This window comes from Prodigiosinella aquatilis (assembly GCA_030388725.1).
Classification (GTDB): domain Bacteria; phylum Pseudomonadota; class Gammaproteobacteria; order Enterobacterales; family Enterobacteriaceae; genus Prodigiosinella; species Prodigiosinella aquatilis.
On record CP128857.1, the window covers coordinates 3,914,190 to 3,935,143 of the forward strand.

The 20,954-nt window shown below is 50.2% G+C and carries 15 protein-coding genes and 1 pseudogene; 5 read left to right on the forward strand and 11 right to left on the reverse strand.

The annotated features are described in order from the left end of the window. Positions 1–34: 34 nt before the first annotated feature. The 6 genes from PCO85_18250 to PCO85_18275 form a co-directional block, all read right to left on the reverse strand. Positions 35–1,177 (reverse strand): glycerate kinase, encoded by a 1,143-nt coding sequence (locus tag PCO85_18250; GenBank protein WJV53107.1) that lies wholly within the window; start codon positions 1,175–1,177, stop codon positions 35–37. Positions 1,178–1,287: 110 nt separating this feature from the next. Beyond that, positions 1,288–2,172: a 2-hydroxy-3-oxopropionate reductase gene (gene garR / locus PCO85_18255; GenBank protein ID WJV53108.1), complete on the reverse strand. Its 885-nt coding sequence runs from the start codon at positions 2,170–2,172 to the stop codon at positions 1,288–1,290. A 177-nt stretch (positions 2,173–2,349) separates the two neighbouring features. Further along, entirely contained in the window at positions 2,350–3,120 is a 771-nt protein-coding gene (garL, locus tag PCO85_18260; GenBank protein ID WJV53109.1) for a 2-dehydro-3-deoxyglucarate aldolase, read from the reverse strand. 54 nt (positions 3,121–3,174) lie between these two features. Next, positions 3,175–4,515: a glucarate dehydratase gene (gudD, locus tag PCO85_18265; GenBank protein WJV53110.1), complete on the reverse strand. Its 1,341-nt coding sequence runs from the start codon at positions 4,513–4,515 to the stop codon at positions 3,175–3,177. Positions 4,516–4,554: 39 nt separating this feature from the next. Beyond that, a complete protein-coding gene (locus tag PCO85_18270; GenBank protein ID WJV53111.1) occupies positions 4,555–5,892 on the reverse strand; it encodes an enolase C-terminal domain-like protein in 1,338 nt (445 codons plus the stop codon). A 27-nt stretch (positions 5,893–5,919) separates the two neighbouring features. Next, positions 5,920–7,272: an MFS transporter gene (locus PCO85_18275; protein ID WJV53112.1), complete on the reverse strand. Its 1,353-nt coding sequence runs from the start codon at positions 7,270–7,272 to the stop codon at positions 5,920–5,922. A 640-nt stretch (positions 7,273–7,912) separates the two neighbouring features. On the opposite strand from PCO85_18275, the gene garD reads away from it, so the two are divergent. The 5 genes and pseudogenes from garD (at position 7,913) to PCO85_18300 (ending at position 12,558) form a co-directional block, all read left to right on the forward strand. Further along, positions 7,913–9,487, forward strand: coding sequence for a galactarate dehydratase (gene garD, locus PCO85_18280; protein ID WJV53113.1), 1,575 nt, complete (start codon positions 7,913–7,915; stop codon positions 9,485–9,487). 626 nt (positions 9,488–10,113) lie between these two features. Continuing rightward, positions 10,114–11,100: a methyl-accepting chemotaxis protein gene (locus tag PCO85_18285; GenBank protein ID WJV53114.1), complete on the forward strand. Its 987-nt coding sequence runs from the start codon at positions 10,114–10,116 to the stop codon at positions 11,098–11,100. A 161-nt stretch (positions 11,101–11,261) separates the two neighbouring features. Then, positions 11,262–11,345: pseudogene (locus tag PCO85_18290) on the forward strand (hypothetical protein). Between the two features lie 354 nt (positions 11,346–11,699). Beyond that, positions 11,700–12,032 (forward strand): FlxA-like family protein, encoded by a 333-nt coding sequence (locus tag PCO85_18295; protein WJV53115.1) that lies wholly within the window; start codon positions 11,700–11,702, stop codon positions 12,030–12,032. 163 nt (positions 12,033–12,195) lie between these two features. Beyond that, complete coding sequence (locus tag PCO85_18300) at positions 12,196–12,558, forward strand: FlxA-like family protein (protein ID WJV53116.1); 363 nt, start codon at positions 12,196–12,198, stop codon at positions 12,556–12,558. Positions 12,559–12,697: 139 nt separating this feature from the next. Here the strand turns inward: PCO85_18300 and PCO85_18305 are convergent, their stop codons facing one another. From PCO85_18305 to PCO85_18325, 5 genes are all read right to left on the reverse strand, one after another. After that, positions 12,698–12,919, reverse strand: a complete 222-nt coding sequence (locus tag PCO85_18305) for a DUF3820 family protein (GenBank protein WJV53117.1) — start codon at positions 12,917–12,919, stop codon at positions 12,698–12,700. A gap of 7 nt (positions 12,920–12,926) precedes the next feature. Further along, complete coding sequence (ligA, locus tag PCO85_18310) at positions 12,927–14,960, reverse strand: NAD-dependent DNA ligase LigA (protein ID WJV53118.1); 2,034 nt, start codon at positions 14,958–14,960, stop codon at positions 12,927–12,929. A 27-nt stretch (positions 14,961–14,987) separates the two neighbouring features. Then, positions 14,988–16,415: a bifunctional D-glycero-beta-D-manno-heptose-7-phosphate kinase/D-glycero-beta-D-manno-heptose 1-phosphate adenylyltransferase HldE gene (hldE, locus tag PCO85_18315; GenBank protein WJV53119.1), complete on the reverse strand. Its 1,428-nt coding sequence runs from the start codon at positions 16,413–16,415 to the stop codon at positions 14,988–14,990. A 106-nt stretch (positions 16,416–16,521) separates the two neighbouring features. After that, on the reverse strand, positions 16,522–19,377 hold the full coding sequence (gene glnE / locus PCO85_18320) for a bifunctional [glutamate--ammonia ligase]-adenylyl-L-tyrosine phosphorylase/[glutamate--ammonia-ligase] adenylyltransferase (protein ID WJV53120.1): 2,856 nt from the start codon (positions 19,375–19,377) through the stop codon (positions 16,522–16,524). Positions 19,378–19,426: 49 nt separating this feature from the next. Next, on the reverse strand, positions 19,427–20,761 hold the full coding sequence (locus PCO85_18325) for an inorganic triphosphatase (GenBank protein WJV53121.1): 1,335 nt from the start codon (positions 20,759–20,761) through the stop codon (positions 19,427–19,429). Between the last annotated feature and the right edge of the window lie 193 nt (positions 20,762–20,954).

The following is a 20,954-nucleotide window of genomic DNA, read 5'->3' on the forward strand; positions in this document are numbered from 1 at the left end:
GTAGCAGCAGCAACGCCTGCAATGTTGAGACAAGTCAAACGAGTTTCTGGGCCAGTTTAATCGTCGCCGCGATATTACGCGCCGTCATACGTACATTAGCGGCGGCGTTATCCAACGCTTCCTCCAATGAACAGATATTGTGCAGTATGCTAAATACCGCATCCAGACCATGATCATGCACAACACCGACATCCTCGGTCAGACTTCCTGCAATACCAATGACCGGTTTGTTATAACGTTTGGCTACCCGCGCCACGCCTATTGGCACTTTACCGTGAATGGTCTGGCTGTCGATACGGCCTTCACCGGTAATCACCAGTGATGCATCACGGACCAACGCCTCCAGCCCCAAGGCTTCAGTAACAATTTCAATCCCCTGACGCAGTTCCGCACCGCAAAACGCCTGCAATGCAGCACCCATGCCACCGGCGGCACCCGCACCCGACACTTGTTCGACATCAATATCCAGATCGTGACGGATAACTGCAGCATAATGTTTCAGCGCGCTATCCAACTGTAAGATCATCGCTTGCGTCGCCCCTTTTTGTGGACCAAAAACAGCCGAGGCGCCATTTTCACCCGTCAATGGATTGGTGACATCGCACGCCACCTCAAAACGACAGAACTTAATCCGCTTATCCAGTTCACTGATATCAATCTGAGCCAACGTCTCCAGTTCACCACCGCCAAAACCAATAGAGGCTCCCTGCGCATCCAGCAATTTTGCGCCCAACGCCTGAACCATCCCGGCACCACCGTCGTTGGTTGCACTACCACCAATACCGATAATGCAATGTTTCACACCATGATCCAGTGCACTGCGGATCAATTCACCAGTACCGTAACTGGTGGTTAACAATGGGTTCCGCAATTGAGATGGCACCCGTTCCAGACCACTAGCCGCCGCCATTTCAATGAACGCTGTTTGTTCATCACCAGACAATCCAAAAAAAGCGTCAATATTATCGCCTAACGGACCAGTTACATTCACATGCACAATTTTACCATTGGTCGCCGCCACCATGGCTTCCACGGTACCTTCACCACCATCCGCGACCGGCAACTTGATATAGCAGGCATCAGGAAACACCTCCCGGAACCCGGCTTCAATCTGTGCGGCAACCTCTTGTGCGGATAGGCTCTCTTTATAAGAATCCGGTGCGATAACTATTTTCATAAACAGTCCGATTTCATAAATACTCCGCGCGTTATTGACTAGACGCTTGCCGGAATGATTACCCGTTAACCGGGCTGGCTCCCATAGACGCAGGGCACCAGCCCTGCCAACTACCGAGTGACTTCAATTTTAGCCAGTTTCTCATAGTAACAAGCCAACGCACTGTGATCTGACGTACCCAAACCGTCTGCTTTCAGTGCCTGCATCATCTCCATAACCGCCGCGGTCAACGGCAGTTGCGCCCCGATACTGTGAGAAGTATCCAGCGCGTTTGTCAGATCCTTAATATGCAGATCAATACGGAAACCGGGCTTGAAGTTACGATCCATCACCATCGGAGCCTTGGCATCCAGTACGGTACTGCCCGCAAGTCCGCCACGAATAGCCTGAAACACCAAATCCGGATTCACGCCTGCTTTGGTGGCCAGCACCAAAGCTTCCGACATCGCCGCGATGTTCAGTGCCACAATCACCTGATTTGCCAGTTTGGTCACGTTACCCGCGCCCACATCCCCCGTATGTACCACGGATCCGGCCATTGATTTCATGATGTCATAGCAGCGCGCAAAGATTGCTTTATCTCCGCCAACCATTACGGAAAGCGTGCCATCAATTGCTTTGGGCTCACCCCCGCTCACCGGGGCATCCAGCATATCCACCCCTTTCTCCGCCAGCGCGGAGGCGACTTCACGACTAACCAGTGGTGCAATAGAGCTCATATCGATGACCACGCTACCACTACGCGCACCTTCGATTACACCATTTTCACCCAATACCACCTCTTTCACATTCGGTGAATTCGGTAACATGGTGATGACGATATCACTCTGTTCTGCAACAGATTTAGGGGTTTCCGCCGCTACAGCGCCCGCCGCTACGATTTCGGCGACAGCATCGCTATTTCTATCCAGCACGACTAATGAGTAACCCGCTTTGATCAGGTTTTTACTCATCGGTTTCCCCATGATGCCCAGTCCAATAAAACCAATTTTCATCGCTATAACCCCATTGTCAGATGCATTTAGATACCTTGTGCTGCATTAATCCGGACAGCATGCCTTGCGATTCCCTCTCCCGCTCATTCACGGTGCCAACAACCTGATAGATAGATTAATTTTCGCTTTTCACGCAAAAATGACACCATCAGGTTATTCAGGGAACCTGTCGTTTGGTTACTGTTTGAATTTGTCACACAGTGCCTGTGTAGCGGCACGGAAAGCGCCTAGATCACTGCCGACCGCGACAAAGGTGGCCCCCCATTCCAGATAACGACGGGCATCCGCTTCCTGTGGAGCCAGAATGCCGCTGGATTTGCCATGAGCCGCCGCACGGTCAAAAATATGGCGGATAACTTTTTGCACGGCTGGATGATTTGGCTGCCCCAAATAGCCCAGCGCCGCAGAAAGATCTCCCGGGCCGACAAAAATACCGTCGACACCTTCTACCGCCGCAATCGCATCCAGGTTATCCACCCCATCCTGGCTTTCGATCTGAACCAACACCGTGATGTTGTCGTTAATCGTGGCGAAGTAATCAGGTTCTGTGCCATAGGCGTTACTACGATGGGCGACAGAAACCCCGCGGATCCCGGCAGGCGGATAGCGTGTTGATGCAACGGCACGCACAGCTTCTTCTTCAGTTTCTACAAACGGGATCAAAAAATTGTTAAACCCGATATCCAGCAAACGTTTGATAATCACCGGCTCATTGCAAGGTGGACGAACCACCGGCGCACTATGGCTGCCCTTCAGCGCCATCAATTGCGGAATAAACGTGTTGATATCGTTCGGTGCGTGTTCCCCATCCAGTACCAGCCAGTCAAATCCCGCCAACCCAAGTACTTCGGTGGAAATGGGGTTGCCAAGTGCACACCAGCAACCAATCTGTGTTGTTCCTTGCTGTAAGTCTTGACGAAAACGGTTAGGTAATAGTGGAGTTTTCATGTTTTGTCCTTACTCATTACCACGCCACCTCAGCCGAAGCGGCACGGTTTATCATTAGCGAACCAGACAAGGACGCTTGTTATCAAACGTCCAGTCAGGAATTAAATACTGCATACCGACGGCATCGTTGCGGGCACCCAACCCCATGTTTTTATACAATTCATGGGCTTTCATAACCTGAGCCATATCCAGCTCGATTCCCAAACCCGGTTTCTTCGGTACTTCAACCATCCCACCCATAATCTGCAACGGTTCCTTGGTCAGGCGCTGGTTACCTTCCTGCCAGATCCAGTGAGTATCAATAGCGGTGATTTTGCCCGGTGCTGCCGCCGCAACGTGGGTAAACATTGCCAACGAAATATCAAAATGATTATTGGAATGAGAACCCCAGGTCAGACCCCATTCATGACACATCTGTGCGACACGGACAGATCCCTGCATAGTCCAGAAGTGAGGATCCGCCAGTGGGATATCCACGGATTGCAGAGAAATGGCGTGCCCCATCTGACGCCAGTCAGTGGCGATCATATTGGTAGCCGTCGGCAACCCGGTAGCACGCCGGAACTCCGCCATCACTTCTCGACCGGAGAAGCCCTGCTCCGCCCCACACGGGTCTTCCGCATACGCCAGCACGCCACGTAATTGCTTGCCCAGGTGGATAGCCTCATTCAATGACCAGGCACCATTCGGATCCAGTGTGATACGCGCCTGCGGGAAACGTTTTGACAGCGCGGTTACCGCCTCCGCTTCTTCACTACCAGCCAGTACACCGCCTTTCAGTTTGAAGTCGTTGAAGCCATATTTTTCGTAAGCCGCCTCAGCCAGACGCACCACGGTTTCCGGCGTCAGCGCCTCTTCATGACGAAGACGATACCAATCGCATGCCTCATTTGGCTGGCTCTGATACGGCAAGTCAGTTTTGTTACGATCGCCGATATAGAACAGGTAACCTAGCATTTCTACCGCATCACGCTGCTGACCATCCCCTAGCAGTGAAGCTACCGATACGTTGAGAAACTGCCCCAGTAAATCCAGCATCGCGGCTTCAATACCGGTAACCACATGAATGGTGGTTCGCAAGTCGAAAGTTTGCGTACCACGACCAGAAGCATCACGATCTGCAAACTGATGACGAACCGCTGTCATTACGTTCTTGTATTCACCCAGCGTTTTATCGATCACCAGCGCGCTGGCATCATCCAGCGTCTGACGAATCTTCTCACCACCGGGCACTTCTCCCACACCGGTATGGCCAGCGTTATCTTTCAGAATGACAATGTTACGGGTGAAATAAGGGGCGTGCGCGCCACTCAAATTGAGCAACATGCTATCGTGCCCCGCTACCGGGATAACCTGCATACTGGCTATCACCGGTGTCATACTTTGCGAAGTCATGATTCTTTCCTTCTGCTTAATGTCGAAATTCAGTGAAAACTAGCGACCAAATACCGGGCGTTTACGGTCAAATTTCCAGCCGGGAACCAGGTATTGCATCGCCATCGCGTCATTGCGTGCGCCACTGGGCAGTTTTTTGTGCAATTCATGCGCTTTCATTACCTGCGTCATATCCAGCTCAATGCCTAACCCCGGTCGTTCCGGCACCTTGATTTTCCCGTTCACAATCTGTAGCGGCTCTTTGGTCAGATGCTGTCCTTCCTGCCAGATCCAATGGGTATCAATCGCGGTAGGATTACCCGGTGCCGCCGCCCCGACGTGAGTGAACATCGCCAGTGAAATATCGAAATGATTGTTGGAATGACAACCCCAGGTCAGCCCCCACTCATCACACAACTGGGCAACACGCACCGCACCGTGCATGGTCCAGAAATGCGGGTCCGCTAACGGGATATCCACTGCCTGTAACATCACTGCATGGTTCATTTCACGCCAGTTGGTGGCAATCATATTGGTGGCGACCGGCAATCCGGTCGCGCGGCGAAATTCCGCCATGACTTCACGACCGGAGAAACCCTGCTCTGCACCACAGGGATCTTCCGCGTAGGTCAATACTCCTTGCATGTCTTTGCACAGACGAATGGCTTCATCCAACAGCCAGGCACCGTTGGGATCGACCGTGATACGGGCATTGGGGAAGCGTTTTTTCAATGCGTTAACCGTATCAATTTCCTGTTCGCCCGGCAGAACACCTCCCTTGAGTTTGAAATCCTTGAATCCATAGCGATCCGCAGTTGCTTCAGCCAACCGAACCACCGCGTCGCTATTCATAGCCTGTTGGTGGCGCAGGTGATACCACTCATGTTTACCCGTTTCCCCTGGCTGATAAGGCAAGTCGGTTTTGGTGCGATCGCCAATATAGAATAGGTAACCCAGTACCGTGACTTCATCACGCTGTTGGCCCGGCCCCAGCAGTTCAGCCACCGGAACACCAAGAAACTGCCCCATCAGATCCAACAAAGCGGCTTCCAGTGCCGCTACCGCGTTGACCCGCAGCTCAAATGTCCAGGCGCCGTTACCAAAGGAATCAAAATCAGATGACTGATTCCCCACATGCACGTCATGAACCAGCCGGTTCATCCGCGCTACCTGTGCACCGACAACCTGAGGGATAGCATCAATCAACGTTTTGTAAATCACTTCACCGCCGGGTGCTTCCCCTACACCAGTATGACCGGCGCTATCGGTAAGAATCACGATGTTACGGGTGAAATAAGCCCCGTGAGCACCCCCGATGTTTAACAACATGCTGTCATGACCAGCGACAGGAATGACCTTCATGTCAGTAATGACAGGCGTATCTTGTGTACTACGCATAACGTATTCCTTTAGTGAAAATAGGCATCAATTTGCTCGGTAAGGTTCCAGTTCGATACGTTTGATATCCTGAACGATGAACAGGAAGCTAAGAATCGCCACTAACGCATGGATACCGACGTAAACCAGACCGCCGCTAAATGACCCCGTTTCGCCGACGATATAACCAATCGCTATCGGCGTAACAATGCCGGAAATATTACCGAACATATTGAACAGTCCACCACTTAACCCGCTGATTTCTTTCGGCGCGGTATCAGCCATCACCGCCCAGCCCAGCGCACCAATGCCTTTACCGAAGAAGGCCATAGCCATTACGGCGATAACCACCCACTCGGTCGACACGTAATTACAAATCACCATCGACATGGAAAGCAGCATGCCCAGTACAATTGGGGTTTTGCGTGCAATATTCAGTGATTGGGTACGACGCATCAAAAAGTCAGAAATCACCCCGCCTAATACCCCACCAGCAAAACCGCAAATAGCAGGCACAGAAGCAACGAACCCGGCTTTCAAAATCGACATTCCACGGGCCTGTACCAGATAAACCGGGAACCAGGTAATAAAGAAGTAGGTTAACGCATTGATACAGTATTGGCCGAGATACACACCAAGCATCATGCGAGACGTCAGCAATTGCTTAATCTGGTGCCACTTCTCACCCTTGACCGTTGCTTTCCTCGCCTTGGCCGCATCCATGTTGATCAACGCACCACCCGCTTCGATGTACTCAAGTTCGGCACTATTGACACCTGGATGATCTTTCGGAGCATGAATCACTTTCAGCCATATAAAACTGATGATGATGCCCAGACCGCCCATGAACCAGAATACATGCGACCACCCCACGGCATGCGTCAACCAGCCCATGATGGGAGCAAAAATCACGGTAGCGAAATACTGGGCCGAGTTGAAAATAGCCACAGCCGTGCCACGTTCTTGTGACGGGAACCAGGCCGCGACGATACGGCTGTTACCGGGGAACGATGGCGCTTCACACAGCCCAACCATAAAGCGCAACATAAACAGCGAAACGACAATGGCAGAACCGTGGAAAAGATCGACGAATCCCTGTAAGAAGGTGAATACCGACCAGGTAAAAATACTGAAGAAATACACCCGCTTCGAACCAAAGCGGTCAAGCAACCAGCCTCCTGGTATTTGCCCGATCACATAGGCCCATGAAAATGCGGAAAAGATATACCCCAGGCCAACAGCATCCAGTCCTATATCTTTCGACATTGCGGAACCCGCAATGGAAATCGTGGCGCGGTCGCCATAGTTAAATGACGTGACAATAAACAACATCACGACAATCCAGTAGCGGGCGTTAGTTCTCTTTGGTATCGCGCCTACCGCTGAGCTTGCTGTATTCATAATGAACTCCTACTTAAATCGCGGTTAGCTCATTCATCCTGGATAACAAAACGGTGTAGGGTTATCAGAATGAAGTCGAGTGTCAGGTAATGATTTTTTAATTTTGAGCAGAGCAAATAGCATGACAGCAACAATAAACACGAATGACGTCTTATGGCTTCGGGGAGAGATTATAAAAGGTTATCAATAGCGACTCATTGTAGGTATGCACAACATTATCCGTTTTAAAAAACTTATGTTGGTGCAAAAGTACGACTTAATGGGAGTTATTTCACGGAAGTGGGTATTGAGAAGAGAAAAGCACACCGATCGGTATAGGCCATATCATAAAGAAAAGAGATAAACGCCCAATAATGTGATTGGCCTCACTGATAATGAGTTCTTTGCCAAAGAAATTAAAAGTAATCAAACATAATGTCAGTCAATTGCATAATGTTTGGTCCATCCCATTCACTTATACTACTTCCTGAGCGAAGTGATAATTGACAGCGACGGATGACGGAAACAGCAAAGCACACGTAGTATGCGAGGATTTCAGGCATGATTTCCGTTTCAACGTAACGGCTTCAACGTAGCAGGTGAAACAGGCATAGTGGAATAGGGTTTACGCATTATCATAAGATAATAAAAGGGTTGCATCATGTCAGATCACACCAGAGAAAACGCAGCTCAAGAGCAGCCACTTTATATAAAAGTTCATGAGTCTGATAATGTTGCCATTGTGGTTAATAATAATGGCTTACGCATCGGTACCCGTTTTAATAACGGATTGGAATTGATTGAACATATTCCACAGGGACATAAAGTCGCGCTGGTAGATATTGCCGCATCAGATCCGATTATCCGTTACGGTGAAATTATTGGCTATGCATTGCGGGATATACTTCAGGGAAGTTGGATCGATGAGTCATTGGTCGCATTGCCAAAGGCTCCGGCGTTGGAAACGCTACCGCTGGCAACCAAAGTTCCCCCTCCATTGCCGCCGCTAGAAGGGTATACCTTTGAAGGTTACCGTAATCCTGATGGCAGTGTCGGTACCAAAAATTTGTTAGGTATCACCACTAGCGTACATTGTGTGGCTGGCGTCGTTGATTATGTGGTGAAGATTATTGAACGCGATCTATTACCCAAATATCCAAACGTAGAGGGTGTAGTCGCACTGAATCATCTATATGGCTGTGGTGTGGCCATCAATGCTCCAGCAGCGATTGTACCGATCCGTACCATCCACAATCTGGCACTTAACCCCAATTTCGGCGGTGAAGTCATGATTATCGGACTGGGTTGTGAAAAACTGCAACCTGAGCGTCTGCTGGAAGGAACGCCGGATGTGCAGCCCATATCACCAGATGATACCAGTATCGTGCGCTTGCAGGATGAATCTCACGTAGGATTCAGATCTATGGTGGATGACATCCTGACCATGGCGGATAAACATTTGCAACGCCTCAATCGGCGCCGTCGGGAAACTGTACCGGCTTCCGAACTGGTGGTTGGCACGCAGTGCGGTGGCAGCGATGCCTTCTCCGGCGTAACCGCCAACCCAGCAGTAGGATTTGCGTCTGATCTGCTGGTCCGTTGTGGTGCCACTGTGATGTTCTCCGAAGTCACCGAAGTACGTGATGCCATCCATTTGCTGACGCCACGCGCTATTAATGTGGACGTTGGCAAACGTCTGCTGGAAGAGATGGCCTGGTACGACAATTACCTGGATAACGGGCAGACAGATCGCAGTGCCAACCCGTCGCCTGGTAATAAAAAAGGGGGGCTGGCAAATGTGGTGGAAAAAGCGCTCGGTTCGATTGCCAAATCAGGCACCAGCCCGATTATGGAAGTGCTGTCACCGGGTCAGCGCCCCACGAAACGAGGCCTGATTTACGCCGCGACACCTGCCAGCGATTTCGTCTGTGGTACACAGCAACTCGCATCCGGAATTACCGTGCAGGTATTTACTACCGGTCGCGGTACGCCTTATGGACTGCTTGCGGTTCCGGTAATCAAAATGGCGACCCGTACAGCACTGGCCAACCGCTGGCATGATCTCATGGATATTGATGCTGGTACTATTGCCACTGGCGAAGCTACTATTGAAGACGTCGGCTGGCAGTTGTTCCACTTTATCCTGGATATCGCCAGTGGTAGAAAGAAAACGTGGTCTGATCAATGGGGGCTGCATAATGCTTTAGCGGTTTTCAACCCGGCGCCAGTAACCTGAACATCCCCCAATAACACCCTCTGGTCAAATGCTGGGCAGAGGGTAACATACTCATAAAATTAACACCGCCGTTATGTGAAATAACATACCTATCTTTCACTTAATCAAATATATCGATCATGAATAACAATAAGTTACTTTTCTGACTCCATGACATGATTATTAAATCAAATTATCATTTATGATTCTGCGTTAAAATAATTATTACAATAAAATCATTATTGAGAATAAAGTAATTATTTCATTGACAAACACATCCCCCTCATCATAATTTCCGTGCTAAAGGAATGAAAATGCTTTAGCAAAGGATTTTTCCAAAAAAATTACTCTATTGTTCAGATACGAGCCATACCATAATAAAAACCAATAAATAGATAGTTACTAATAAATCGAATAGATTTCAAGACATGTGAAGGTGCAAGAGAATAAATTCGATGCGCTTACTCAGGTAAGTAATTCGGGTCAATAAGCATCACCAACACATCTGTAACGTGAAAAATAGTGGATATACATTTTTCGCACCTACTTATTTACCATACAGGTCAAGACTATTGGCCTTCCTATTTGCTTTTACTTGCTTAGCATCAACCCAATAATATGGGCTGACACACACATCGGGGTTTTTCATGAAGGTCAATACACCTATTACACAACAAGAGTATCCGTTGGATGCCGATGCGACACTTATGTCAACCACCAATGTAAAAAGTCATATTACTTACGCCAATTCCACGTTTATCCAGGTCAGCGGTTTCGCAGAAAATGAACTCGTCGGACAACCACATAATATCGTGCGGCATCCCGATATGCCTGTCGAAGCCTTTGCTGACATGTGGTACACCCTGCAACAAGGTGATAGTTGGACCGGGCTGGTAAAAAACCGGCGTAAAAATGGTGATCACTATTGGGTCCGGGCTAATGTGACGCCGGTATACCATGATAATCAGCTGACAGGTTATATCTCTGTTCGTAATACCCCTCATGCAGAAGAGATTACCGCCGCCGTTCATCAGAGCGCAGAAACCGCCACACAAGCAACGCAGATAGCGGAACGAGCCAGCGATACGGCACAACAAGGCGGCGGTATCATGAAGAAAGCAGTGATCATGATGGATTCAATCTCCAGTGCCAGTCATAAAATTGTCGACATCATTGCCGTTATTGACAGTATCGCTTTTCAGACCAACATTCTGGCATTGAATGCTGCGGTGGAAGCCGCCAGAGCCGGCGTCCAGGGGAGTGGTTTTGCTGTGGTGGCAGCGGAAGTGCGCAATTTGGCCCAGCATTCCGCTTCTGCGGCAAAAGAAATCAAGACATTGATCGATACCAACCTGGAAAATGTACTGAATGGCAGCAAGCTGGTAGAAAACGCAGGCAGGCATATCAATGATATCGTAAAAGAAGTATTACAAGTCTCCGCCATGATCAAAGAAATCAGTCATGCCACAAGGGAACAGACCTCCACATTATCAATGATTAATGATTCAGTTGCTCAAATAGGCGATATGACACAACAGAATATGGATATGGTTACCCAGTCAACCTGCGCCGCCGAAAGACTTAACCATCAAGCGATACGGTTAACCAGTGCAGTAAATGTTTACGGCTGTTAGCCCAGCAATGGCATCGAGGGCATCTTGCCATCATCCTGTTATTGTGAATTGGTATTAAAAGGATAAGACCTTTTGCCAATAGTGAATTAGCACAATTTTCGTTCATTTATCCGAAGGGGAAATGAACAGTATCAGTGTGATTTCTTCTGTGGTGCACAACAACCCGCACAGCGTTGACCAACCGCTGGCATGATCTCATGGAGATCAATGCTGGTACTATCGCCAGTGGCAGAAAGAAAATGTGATCCATTAATGAGGACTGCGTAATGCGTTCGCGGTTTTCAGCCCGGTGCCAATCACTTGATCCTCCCGAAAAGATACCTGCGGGACAACCACTGTCTCGCAAGGGAAATAATCACTGCATTAAAAGAAATATTTTGAAGCAATCGAAGGATTAAAACCTAAAAAATCATGACCATGAACGGCCATAGCCGTCGAGCCGATAGACGAAAAATACATATGCTTACCTTCATTGAACATCTACGAATAGATAAATTGCTTTCCTTGGTCAATAATTATTCATATATTTAAATTTCATACCGATAACATATATAGCAGAACAACCGTTCTGCTGAGTGGTAAGTCATCAAGGAGGAAATATGATAAGTTCACTCGCCCCCTCCGCATTCGCTGTGATGCCGATTACGGCTTCATCGAATGTAAAAACCAATACTGATCAGAAAGTCGCTGAGCGTAATCTGCAAAATCAAAAAGTGGCTGAAAGTTCTGTGGATACCACAAATAAACAGCAGACAACCAGTCCCAATGCGCAACAACAGGTTATGCAGGCGCAGATTGTCATGTTACAGGCCCAAATAGCTCAGTTACAGAATCAACCCGTTCAGCCAACTCAGGAAAGCAAACCATTGGTAAAACCAGTGGAAGGGGTTAATCGCCCTTCGGCTGAACATGCTATTGATGTTTATATCTAGATGATATCCATTACGTTTCTATTGGAGTGAAGTACCTGGCCTATCTTCTGGGAAGGAATGTTGTTTAATGCCGCTTTTGTTAGTATTTCAAAAAGAAGATAAAGACATAACACGTTGAGCCGATAGTAGTAACGCAACGCTATTTCATCTTCAGGAGAGAACGATGGCAGGTATAGTCAATGCTGTGCTTTCCAGCGCAGCTGCTTCATCCAGCAGCAGTGGCAGTACGGATCAGCAGATTGCACAGTTGAACAAACAGGTTCAAAAGCTGATGCAAAAGACAAAAGAGTTAGCAGGTCAGGCAGCAGCGGCACAGGATGAAAAACAGAGCGAACTGTTGAGCCAACAGCAACAACTCATTCAGGCGCAAATCCAGCAATTACAAGCTCAAATTGCCCGGTTAGAGCAGCAACAGACTCAAAGTCAGACAGCTCAACAACCACAACCCAGCGATGCCATGCAAATAAAGCCTAAGGAAGGCGTTAACAGCTCTACAGCTGAAAACAGCGTCAACGTGTATATTTGATGGTCAATATCACATAGCGGGTAATTGATTTAATACAACGAAAGCATCACTCCGTGGTGCTTTTTTTACGCCCGGCATCAAGGCTTCTCTGCGCGGCAAACAACAAAATCGTGTCGAATGCCGCCACCATGAGACACATTCAGCCACCAGCGTTTCGTAGTGGCATCACCAGATTTTGCAATCCTTCCGTTTTAATAACTAACGTTATCTGCATGAGGTCACCCAATCGCCCTTTGGGAAATTCATCTTTACGGGCAAACCACAGCAAATACTCTTCCGGCAGATCGATCAACACTCGGCCTTTATATTTACCAAATGGCATTACCGTGGTGGCAATAGCGACCAGATCGTCTTTTTCCATATCGTAGTCACCCTAATAACCGTATCATTTCTGCTTCATCAATCACCGGAATAGCCAACGCTTGCGCTTTAGTCAGCTTGGAACCTGCCGCCTCTCCAGCTATCACCAAATCCGTTTTTTTCGAGACACTGCCGCTGACTTTCGCCCCTAACGCCGTTAACCGATCTTTAGCCTCATCACGGGACAGAATACTGAGTGAACCAGTTAACACGATAGTTTTACCCGCGAACGGATTGTCTAGTTCATTAGCATCAATTACCACGGGAGCGGGCCAGTGAATCCCAATCTCAGAACCGATCAGTTCGCGGATAACCTGCTGATTATGTGCCTCATCCAGGAAATGGCGCACATGTGTGGCAACGACAATTCCCACGTCCTGAACTTGCTGTAACATTTCAATATCGGCGTTGAATAATGTCTCTAGCGAACCGAAATGTGAAGCCAGACTGGCGGCCGTCGTTTCACCAACATCCCGGATACCCAACGCATACAGAAAACGGGCCAACGTGGTGGACTTGGCTTTTTCCAGCGCATTTACCAGATTCTGTGCTGATTTTGGCCCCATACGATCCAGCCCGGTAAGCATACCCGCACCAAGCCGGAATAGATCAGCCGGCGTTTTCACGTATTCTTTTTCTACCAGTTGATCAATGATCTTATCGCCCATACCATCTACATCCAGTGCCCGGCGGGAAACAAAATGCTTCAGTGATTCTTTTCGCTGTGCACCACACACCAACCCTGCCGTGCAACGGGTGACTGCTTCCCCTTCGACGCGTTCCACATCGGAGCCACAGACAGGGCAATGTGTCGGGAACACGACCGGATAGCTATCCTGCGGCCGTTCCGCCATGACGACACCCACAATCTGTGGTATCACATCGCCCGCGCGGCGCACAATCACCCGATCGCCAATCTGTATACCAAGGCGTTCAATTTCATCCGCATTATGTAACGTGGCATTACTGACCATCACGCCGGCCACAGCCACCGGCTCCAGACGAGCCACCGGTGTGATCGCCCCGGTTCTACCAACCTGAAACTCCACATCACGCAGCCAGGTAAGCTGTTCTTGCGCCGGGAACTTGTACGCGACCGCCCAGCGTGGGGCTCGGGCGACAAACCCCAACCGCGCCTGCAAAACCAGATCGTCAACCTTGATCACCACACCATCGATGTCAAAACCCAGCGAGCCCCGTTCCTGCTCAACCCGGTGATAAAACGCCAGTACCGCATCACTGCCAGTGCATAGCGTGACGTGCCCACTGACTGGCAGCCCCCAGGCTTTAAACTGCATCAGACGCTGCCAATGACTATCGGGTAACGTGCCCCCCTCCACCAGCCCAACACCGTAACAAAAAAAGCTCAATGGCCGTTTGGCCGTAATACGTGGGTCCAGTTGACGCAGAGAACCTGCCGCCGCATTACGTGGATTGGCAAACACTTTGCCGCCGGTACGACGCGCTTCCTCATTCAGCGCCTCGAACCCTTTGTGTTTCATAAACACTTCACCACGCACTTCCAGTCGGCGAGGAATATTATCTCCCGTTAGTCGCAGCGGAATTGCACCAATAGTACGAATATTGGTAGTAATATTCTCACCCGTGGTACCGTCACCACGAGTAGCAGCACCGACCAGCACACCCTCTTCATACAGCAAGCTGACGGCCAGACCATCAAGTTTCAGTTCGCAGCAAAATGTCAGCTCATCGTCACTCTTCAGACGATCGCCGATACGTTTGTTGAAGGCCAGATAGCTTTGCTCATCAAATACATTATCCAGCGACAGCATGGGTACTTCATGGCGTACTTGCTCAAATGCCGCCAGTGGCGCAGCACCTACCCGCTGAGTAGGCGAATCCGACGTCACCAGTTCAGGATGCGTCAATTCCAGGCCTTTCAACTCCTGCATCAGCCGATCGTATTCCGCATCGGGAATTTCCGGCGCATCTTCGACGTGATACAAGTATTCGTGATGACGCAGCAGGGCGCGTAATGCGTTAATACGAGACTCAACAGACTGTGAATTCAATAGGTTCATACCTTTTATCTAACATGATGCGGCCAGTTATTTACCGGCCTTGATGATATTGATAATGTTCGTGGTTGAGCAGCCATCTTCAAAATTCAACACCTTGACCTCACCACCGTTGGCCCAGACTTCCTCACTTCCGGCGATATCTTCTGGCTTATAGTCTCCGCCTTTCACCAATACATCCGGCAGGATCTCGGCGATCAGTCGCTGTGGCGTATCCTCATCAAACGGTACAACCCAATCCACTGCCCCCAGAGCCCCCAACACAATCATCCGCTGCATCAGCGGATTTACCGGTCGGGTTGGTCCTTTCAGGCGTTTGGTTGAATCATCGCTGTTTACCGCCACAATCAGACGATCCCCCAGCTTACGGGCATTTGCCAGATAGGAAACATGTCCGGCATGCAGAATGTCAAAGCAACCATTGGTCATGACGATCTTTTCACCACGCTGGCGAGCCATCGCCATCTCCGCTTTGAGTTGCTCTTCCGTCATGATGCCAAAACCGGTGTCAGCACGCCCACGGATGGCATTTTCCAACTCAATGGGTGTGACTGTTGACGTCCCAAGTTTGCCGACAACCACACCGGCGGCGGCATTGGCCAGAAAGCACGCCTCTTCCAGCGGTTTCCCGGCGGCCAGCGCAGCGGCCAGTACGCCGATCACCGTATCACCGGCACCGGTCACGTCGTAAACTTCCTGCGCCTGCGTCGGTAAATGCAGTGGTGCCTTACCCGGTTGCAGCAGCGTCATGCCTTGTTCGGAACGGGTCACCAATAACGCCGACAGATGATAATCAGCCATCAGCTTCATACCCCGCACCACCAGATCGTCTTCATCTTTACAGCGACCGGCAACCGCTTCAAATTCAGACAGGTTAGGCGTCAGAAGCGTCGCGCCACGGTAGCGGGAAAAATCAGCACCTTTCGGGTCGATTAGCACCGGAACACCGGCAGCTTTTGCCGTCTGGATCATTTGTTGTACGTGTACCAGCGCCCCTTTGGCATAATCAGATAGAACCAGGGCGCCAATCTGTGGCAATGCCTGCTGGATACGCTCAATCATTGGCTGCGGATCAACGTTATCGAACCCCTCTTCAAAGTCCAGGCGGATAAGTTGCTGATTGCGGGACAGTACGCGCAGCTTGGTGATTGTCGGATGTGTAGGAACAGAAACGAAATCGCATTTGACGTTAACTTCATTCAATCTGGCGCTCAGGGCGTGGGCTGCATCGTCAATACCGGTGAGACCAACCAGACGTGAACCGCCCCCTAGTGAGGCAATATTCATTGCTACGTTTGCCGCGCCCCCTGGACGCTCTTCAATCGTATCAACCTTCACTACCGGCACCGGTGCTTCCGGTGAAATACGGCTGGTTGGGCCGTACCAGTAGCGATCCAGCATAACGTCTCCCACAACCAATACTCTGGCATGACGAAAATCAGGCAGCGTAACTTTCATTCCCTGGCTCCAAAAATGGGTTCAATTTGACGCGCGCTATACTATCACAGGCACTGACAGAACAATGACAATCCACCGCCACATTGACTATTATGCGAACACACTCTCAACCCAGCCATGTTGCCCAGCTCTGCTGTACCTGTTGACGTTCGGCCATAAACCGGTCGGCCCGGACCCGACCAGACTGTTCCTGCAACGCCAGATGGTGCATCTCATCACGCAGTGTGATGTAAGCCAGCTTCAGGGCCGTGGCTTCACGTTCTTCCATAATGTCATACTGGGCCATCAGCTCCAGAATGCGCACATTATCGGACCAGCGTGTCAATCGTGGCTCTTGAGCGGAATAGCACAGCACTAAATATTGGACGATAAATTCGATATCGGTAATGCCGCCGGCATCCGCCTTCAGATCAAACCAATCCTGAGATTTGCTGGCATGATGGAGGCGCATTTTTTCCCGCATTTCCCGGACATCAATACGCAGTCGGTCACCATCACGGGGACAGCAAAGAATAGCCTGGCGAATAGATTCAAACTGCTGCTGGATCTGTTTTTCCCCATAGACCATGCGTGCACGTACCAGCGCCTGATGTTCCCAAGTCCAGGCTTCAGTACGCTGATAGTCGTCAAAGGCCTCCACGGTACTGACCAACATGCCTGCCGCGCCGGACGGACGCAGACGCGCATCCACTTCATATAAAATGCCAGATGAGGTACGGGTGCTGAACAGATGCATTACCCGCTGGGCCAGCCGCAAGTAAAACTGACGGCCATCAATGCTATGTTCACCCTCGGTCATGACATCAGATGGACAGTCGATCAAAAACACCAGATCGAGATCGGAACTGTAGCCCAGTTCCCAGCCACCCAGTTTGCCATAGCCGATAACGGCAAAACCACGTCCCTCGCGCTGATGCAGATGTGATGGTTGTCCGAACCGGGCCACCATCTGGCTCCATGCCTGCTGAATAACGGCAGAGATAATCGCTTCCGCCAGATAGGTTAAGTGATCGCTGACCTTCATTACCGGCAATGCCCCGGCAATATCCCCGGCAGCGATACGCAATTGTTGGGTCTGCTTAAACTGACGCAATGCTTCCAGTTGCTGTTCTTCATCCTCTTCCGGCACACGCATCATGTATTGCCGCAGTTCATCGGCATAAGCATGTGGCGCGGTGGGTTGATATAAGGTGGCAGGGTCAAGCAGTTCATCCAATAGCAGCGGATAGCGGGCTAATTGGTTGGCAATCATCGGTGACGCGGCACATAACCGAATCAGATGGATTAACGCTGCACGGGATTCCAGCAGCAATTCCAGATATGTGGTGCGGGTTACAATACCCAGTAGCAGCGGCGTAATACGCGCCAGAATGTTATCAGCCTGTTCATGCTGACATACCTGCGCCAACAGCGTCGGCATCAATTGATCGAGCACATCCCGGCCCCGCGGGCCAATAGTCCGTTTTGCCAGATCGCTCCGAAAATCCATGATGTTACGTAACAGCGCCTCGCGGACGCCTTCCGTCAATTGCGGCATCAATGACGCCAAATCCGCTTCATCCAGCAGATCCTGCCACAAACTGCCATAGCGCGTATATTCTGGCGTTTCGCTACCGTCCGGTGCGTCATCCCCAATCAGATCATTAAATACCGCACGTACCGCCTGCATATGCTGCTGCAACACGTCACACAGTTGTGTCCAGCTCGCCACTCCCATTCCCCAGGCCAGGCGCTGCTGATTTAGCTCATCAGCCGGTAGCGTCTGCGTCTGTTCATCAGCAATTGACTGCAACAGATTTTCCAGCCGGCGCAGGAACAGGTAAGCGGCACGCAGTTGGGAAACCAGCGGCGGAGCCAGCAATCCCAGCGTCCCTATTTGATCTAACGTGGGCAACAACGAGCGCGATTGCAGCACCGGTTCCCGGCCACCACGAATTAACTGAAATACCTGAGTGATAAATTCAATTTCGCGAATACCGCCAGCGCCCAGCTTAATATTATTACGTAAATCACGACGGCGAACCTCCCGCGCGATCATGCTCTTCATATTACGTAATGATTGAATCACGCTGAAATCAATGTAACGACGATACACAAAAGGCCGCAGCATGCTCATCAGTTCCTGACTGTAGCGGTCCTCCGTTCCGCCCATCAGACGCGCTTTCACCATCGCATACCGTTCCCAGTCTCGTCCCTGTTCTTGATAATAATCCTCCAGCGCCGCAAAACTCAGCACCAGTGGGCCGCTGTCGCCAAACGGCCGCAATCGCATATCGACACGGTAGACAAAACCATCAACAGTCGGCTGATCCAGTACCTTGATCAGCCGTTGCCCCAGACGGGTAAAAAACGAGGCATTATCCAACTCACGACGTCCACCGCGGGTTTGACCATTTTCCGGATAGGCAAAAATCAGGTCGATATCCGACGAAAAGTTCAACTCTCCGCCGCCCAGTTTTCCCATGCCGAGGATCAATAGCGGTTGTGCATCGCCCGCCACATTGCACGGCGTTCCCCATTCGCGACAACATGCTTCATACAGCCAGTTGCGCGCCGCCATAATCAGCAACTCCGCCAAGGTACTGAGCTGAAGCAACGTTTGTTCCGTGGTGCTGGTTTGCAGGATTTGTGACCACGCAATACGCACCAGCATATGGCGACGGAACAACCGTAGTATCTTCATCAACCCGTTGTCATCTGTCGCCTCACCCACCGCTGCGTCCAGCCATTGAGCATAACTCCTCCACTCGTCTGGCTGTGGCGGCTGCTGATGCATTTCTTGCCACCAGTCAGCGTGGAGCGCCAGTGCATCACTGACAAAATCACTGAGCGCCAGTACGGACTGTTCCTGTTCAGAAAATGTAGTGGAGACGTCCTGCTCTCGTAGTCGCGCCATGATGCATTGGGCCTGAGCAACCAGCGGTTCGGATAAGGGGAAAACCTGCGTAGGACTACTGGACATGGCAATATCCTTGCACGACCGCCTGACAGCATGCAGGCGGCTTCAGTTATCAATTATTGGCGCTACTCAGCCAGAATGGGGGTTGCGATATGGCCTGCTTACGGCTGAGTTCCAATTGATGCGGAAGATCATCTCCTGGTGAAAGATGGGCAATAATATCTTCTATGTCTCGCCAGAAACGCAGATAACTTGTCGCTTCATGAACAGGATAAAAACCGGAAAGCAGCAGAAATGCACAAACTCCACGCCTCAGACGCGGCAGCTGTTGTGAATATTGCAGGGTGTCCAGCGAGTGGCTGAATACCTGCTTGAGCTCGGATAGCGTTCGGCTCAGCATAATATCTGCAAAGCGTTTGTAGGAGCCTTGCAATCGCATACGTTCCTTGTTATCCATGTATTGATGCCAACCGGCTTCCACCAACCAGGAAGTAAGTACCAGCTTACTTTTCAGATAATCCTTGGCATAACAGACGGCTTCAGCATCCTGATTCGCGTCAACCAGTGCTTCCAGTTGACTTAATGCCGCCCGGAATAACGTCGTGACTTTACGTGGCACCACGCCGCCTACCAACACCAGCATTTCCCGGAGCATGGTGCCTGCCTCTGGCAATGCTTCACGAGCTGCCGCATTACCTCGAACCCACAATTCTTCATGATATTGCCAGTGGCTTAACGCATATTCCAATCCGGCACGAATGGCCTGATCGAGAGTCATCTTGGGTTCTACAGGCATGAACGCCAGCGGCCGCCGTTCACGATGTGGATTGCCTTTTGCCAGATGATACCCGCGAGCAGCCTTGCTTAAACTGCCTTGACGCAGTCCCCCGACATCGGACAGCTCATTGGCAAATGACAGTAGATCTTCGATTCTGCCAACCTTCAGTTCAAGTTCCAATTCGCAAATAGGCTCACGGTGGTGACCCGCAACAACTTCGCCGCTATCGAATACCATTTCAATCACGCTTTGCGCGTAAGTCACCGCCCACTTTTCACGACGAAAATTCGTACTGAACAACGGCTGAAGCGCTTGTGTCAATGCGGCCACGTCACACCCTTCCGGCCAGATATCTTCCGGCAATAGACTGATATCCAACTGCGGGCTGGTCAAATCGACATTATATTCCGGGTGCTGGTGCAAACTGCCAACAACTTTGCCCGCCGTTTTGGCGGTCATTTCATAATGGCCATTTTCGCCACGCACACGCAAGCCGATACCATGCTGTCGCAGGTAGCCATCTTTGGTTTCATAGTAAGTATTTGCTAACTGCTGCGCCTGAAGATGCTCGCTATGACTGTATTCACTCTGCCAGTCATTCAGTTGCTGCCGTAAAGAACTAACGGTATCTGGATGGACAATAAACTTTAGCTCGATCTCTTCACTCATAATCTACAACACCGGGTTCAGTAATAATGACGCCAGTAAATAACATTTTACGTCACCTTGCCACTTTTAGGCACATCAGATACCGAGGTTCGCTGCATTGCTGTTATTCTTCTGCGAGACGAATCACAGGTTATAATTCAGGAATGCACCTTTACCAGAGTAAGACAGTTCTCATTCAGGTTTTCCGCCTGCA

Bases quoted from the DNA above. Each gene is read 5' to 3' on its own strand.
- ligA (WJV53118.1), bottom strand. From the start codon at position 14,960: ATGAACCTATTGAATTCACAGTCTGTTGAGTCTCGTATTAACGCATTA.
- PCO85_18270 (WJV53111.1), bottom strand. From the start codon at position 5,892: ATGCGTAGTACACAAGATACGCCTGTCATTACTGACATGAAGGTCATT.
- garD (WJV53113.1), top strand. From the start codon at position 7,913: ATGTCAGATCACACCAGAGAAAACGCAGCTCAAGAGCAGCCACTTTAT.
- glnE (WJV53120.1), bottom strand. From the start codon at position 19,377: ATGTCCAGTAGTCCTACGCAGGTTTTCCCCTTATCCGAACCGCTGGTT.
- PCO85_18305 (WJV53117.1), bottom strand. From the start codon at position 12,919: ATGGAAAAAGACGATCTGGTCGCTATTGCCACCACGGTAATGCCATTT.
- PCO85_18250 (WJV53107.1), bottom strand. From the start codon at position 1,177: ATGAAAATAGTTATCGCACCGGATTCTTATAAAGAGAGCCTATCCGCA.
- PCO85_18275 (WJV53112.1), bottom strand. From the start codon at position 7,272: ATGAATACAGCAAGCTCAGCGGTAGGCGCGATACCAAAGAGAACTAAC.
- PCO85_18300 (WJV53116.1), top strand. From the start codon at position 12,196: ATGGCAGGTATAGTCAATGCTGTGCTTTCCAGCGCAGCTGCTTCATCC.
- hldE (WJV53119.1), bottom strand. From the start codon at position 16,415: ATGAAAGTTACGCTGCCTGATTTTCGTCATGCCAGAGTATTGGTTGTG.
- gudD (WJV53110.1), bottom strand. From the start codon at position 4,515: ATGACTTCGCAAAGTATGACACCGGTGATAGCCAGTATGCAGGTTATC.
- PCO85_18295 (WJV53115.1), top strand. From the start codon at position 11,700: ATGATAAGTTCACTCGCCCCCTCCGCATTCGCTGTGATGCCGATTACG.
- garR (WJV53108.1), bottom strand. From the start codon at position 2,172: ATGAAAATTGGTTTTATTGGACTGGGCATCATGGGGAAACCGATGAGT.
- PCO85_18285 (WJV53114.1), top strand. From the start codon at position 10,114: ATGAAGGTCAATACACCTATTACACAACAAGAGTATCCGTTGGATGCC.
- PCO85_18325 (WJV53121.1), bottom strand. From the start codon at position 20,761: ATGAGTGAAGAGATCGAGCTAAAGTTTATTGTCCATCCAGATACCGTT.
- garL (WJV53109.1), bottom strand. From the start codon at position 3,120: ATGAAAACTCCACTATTACCTAACCGTTTTCGTCAAGACTTACAGCAA.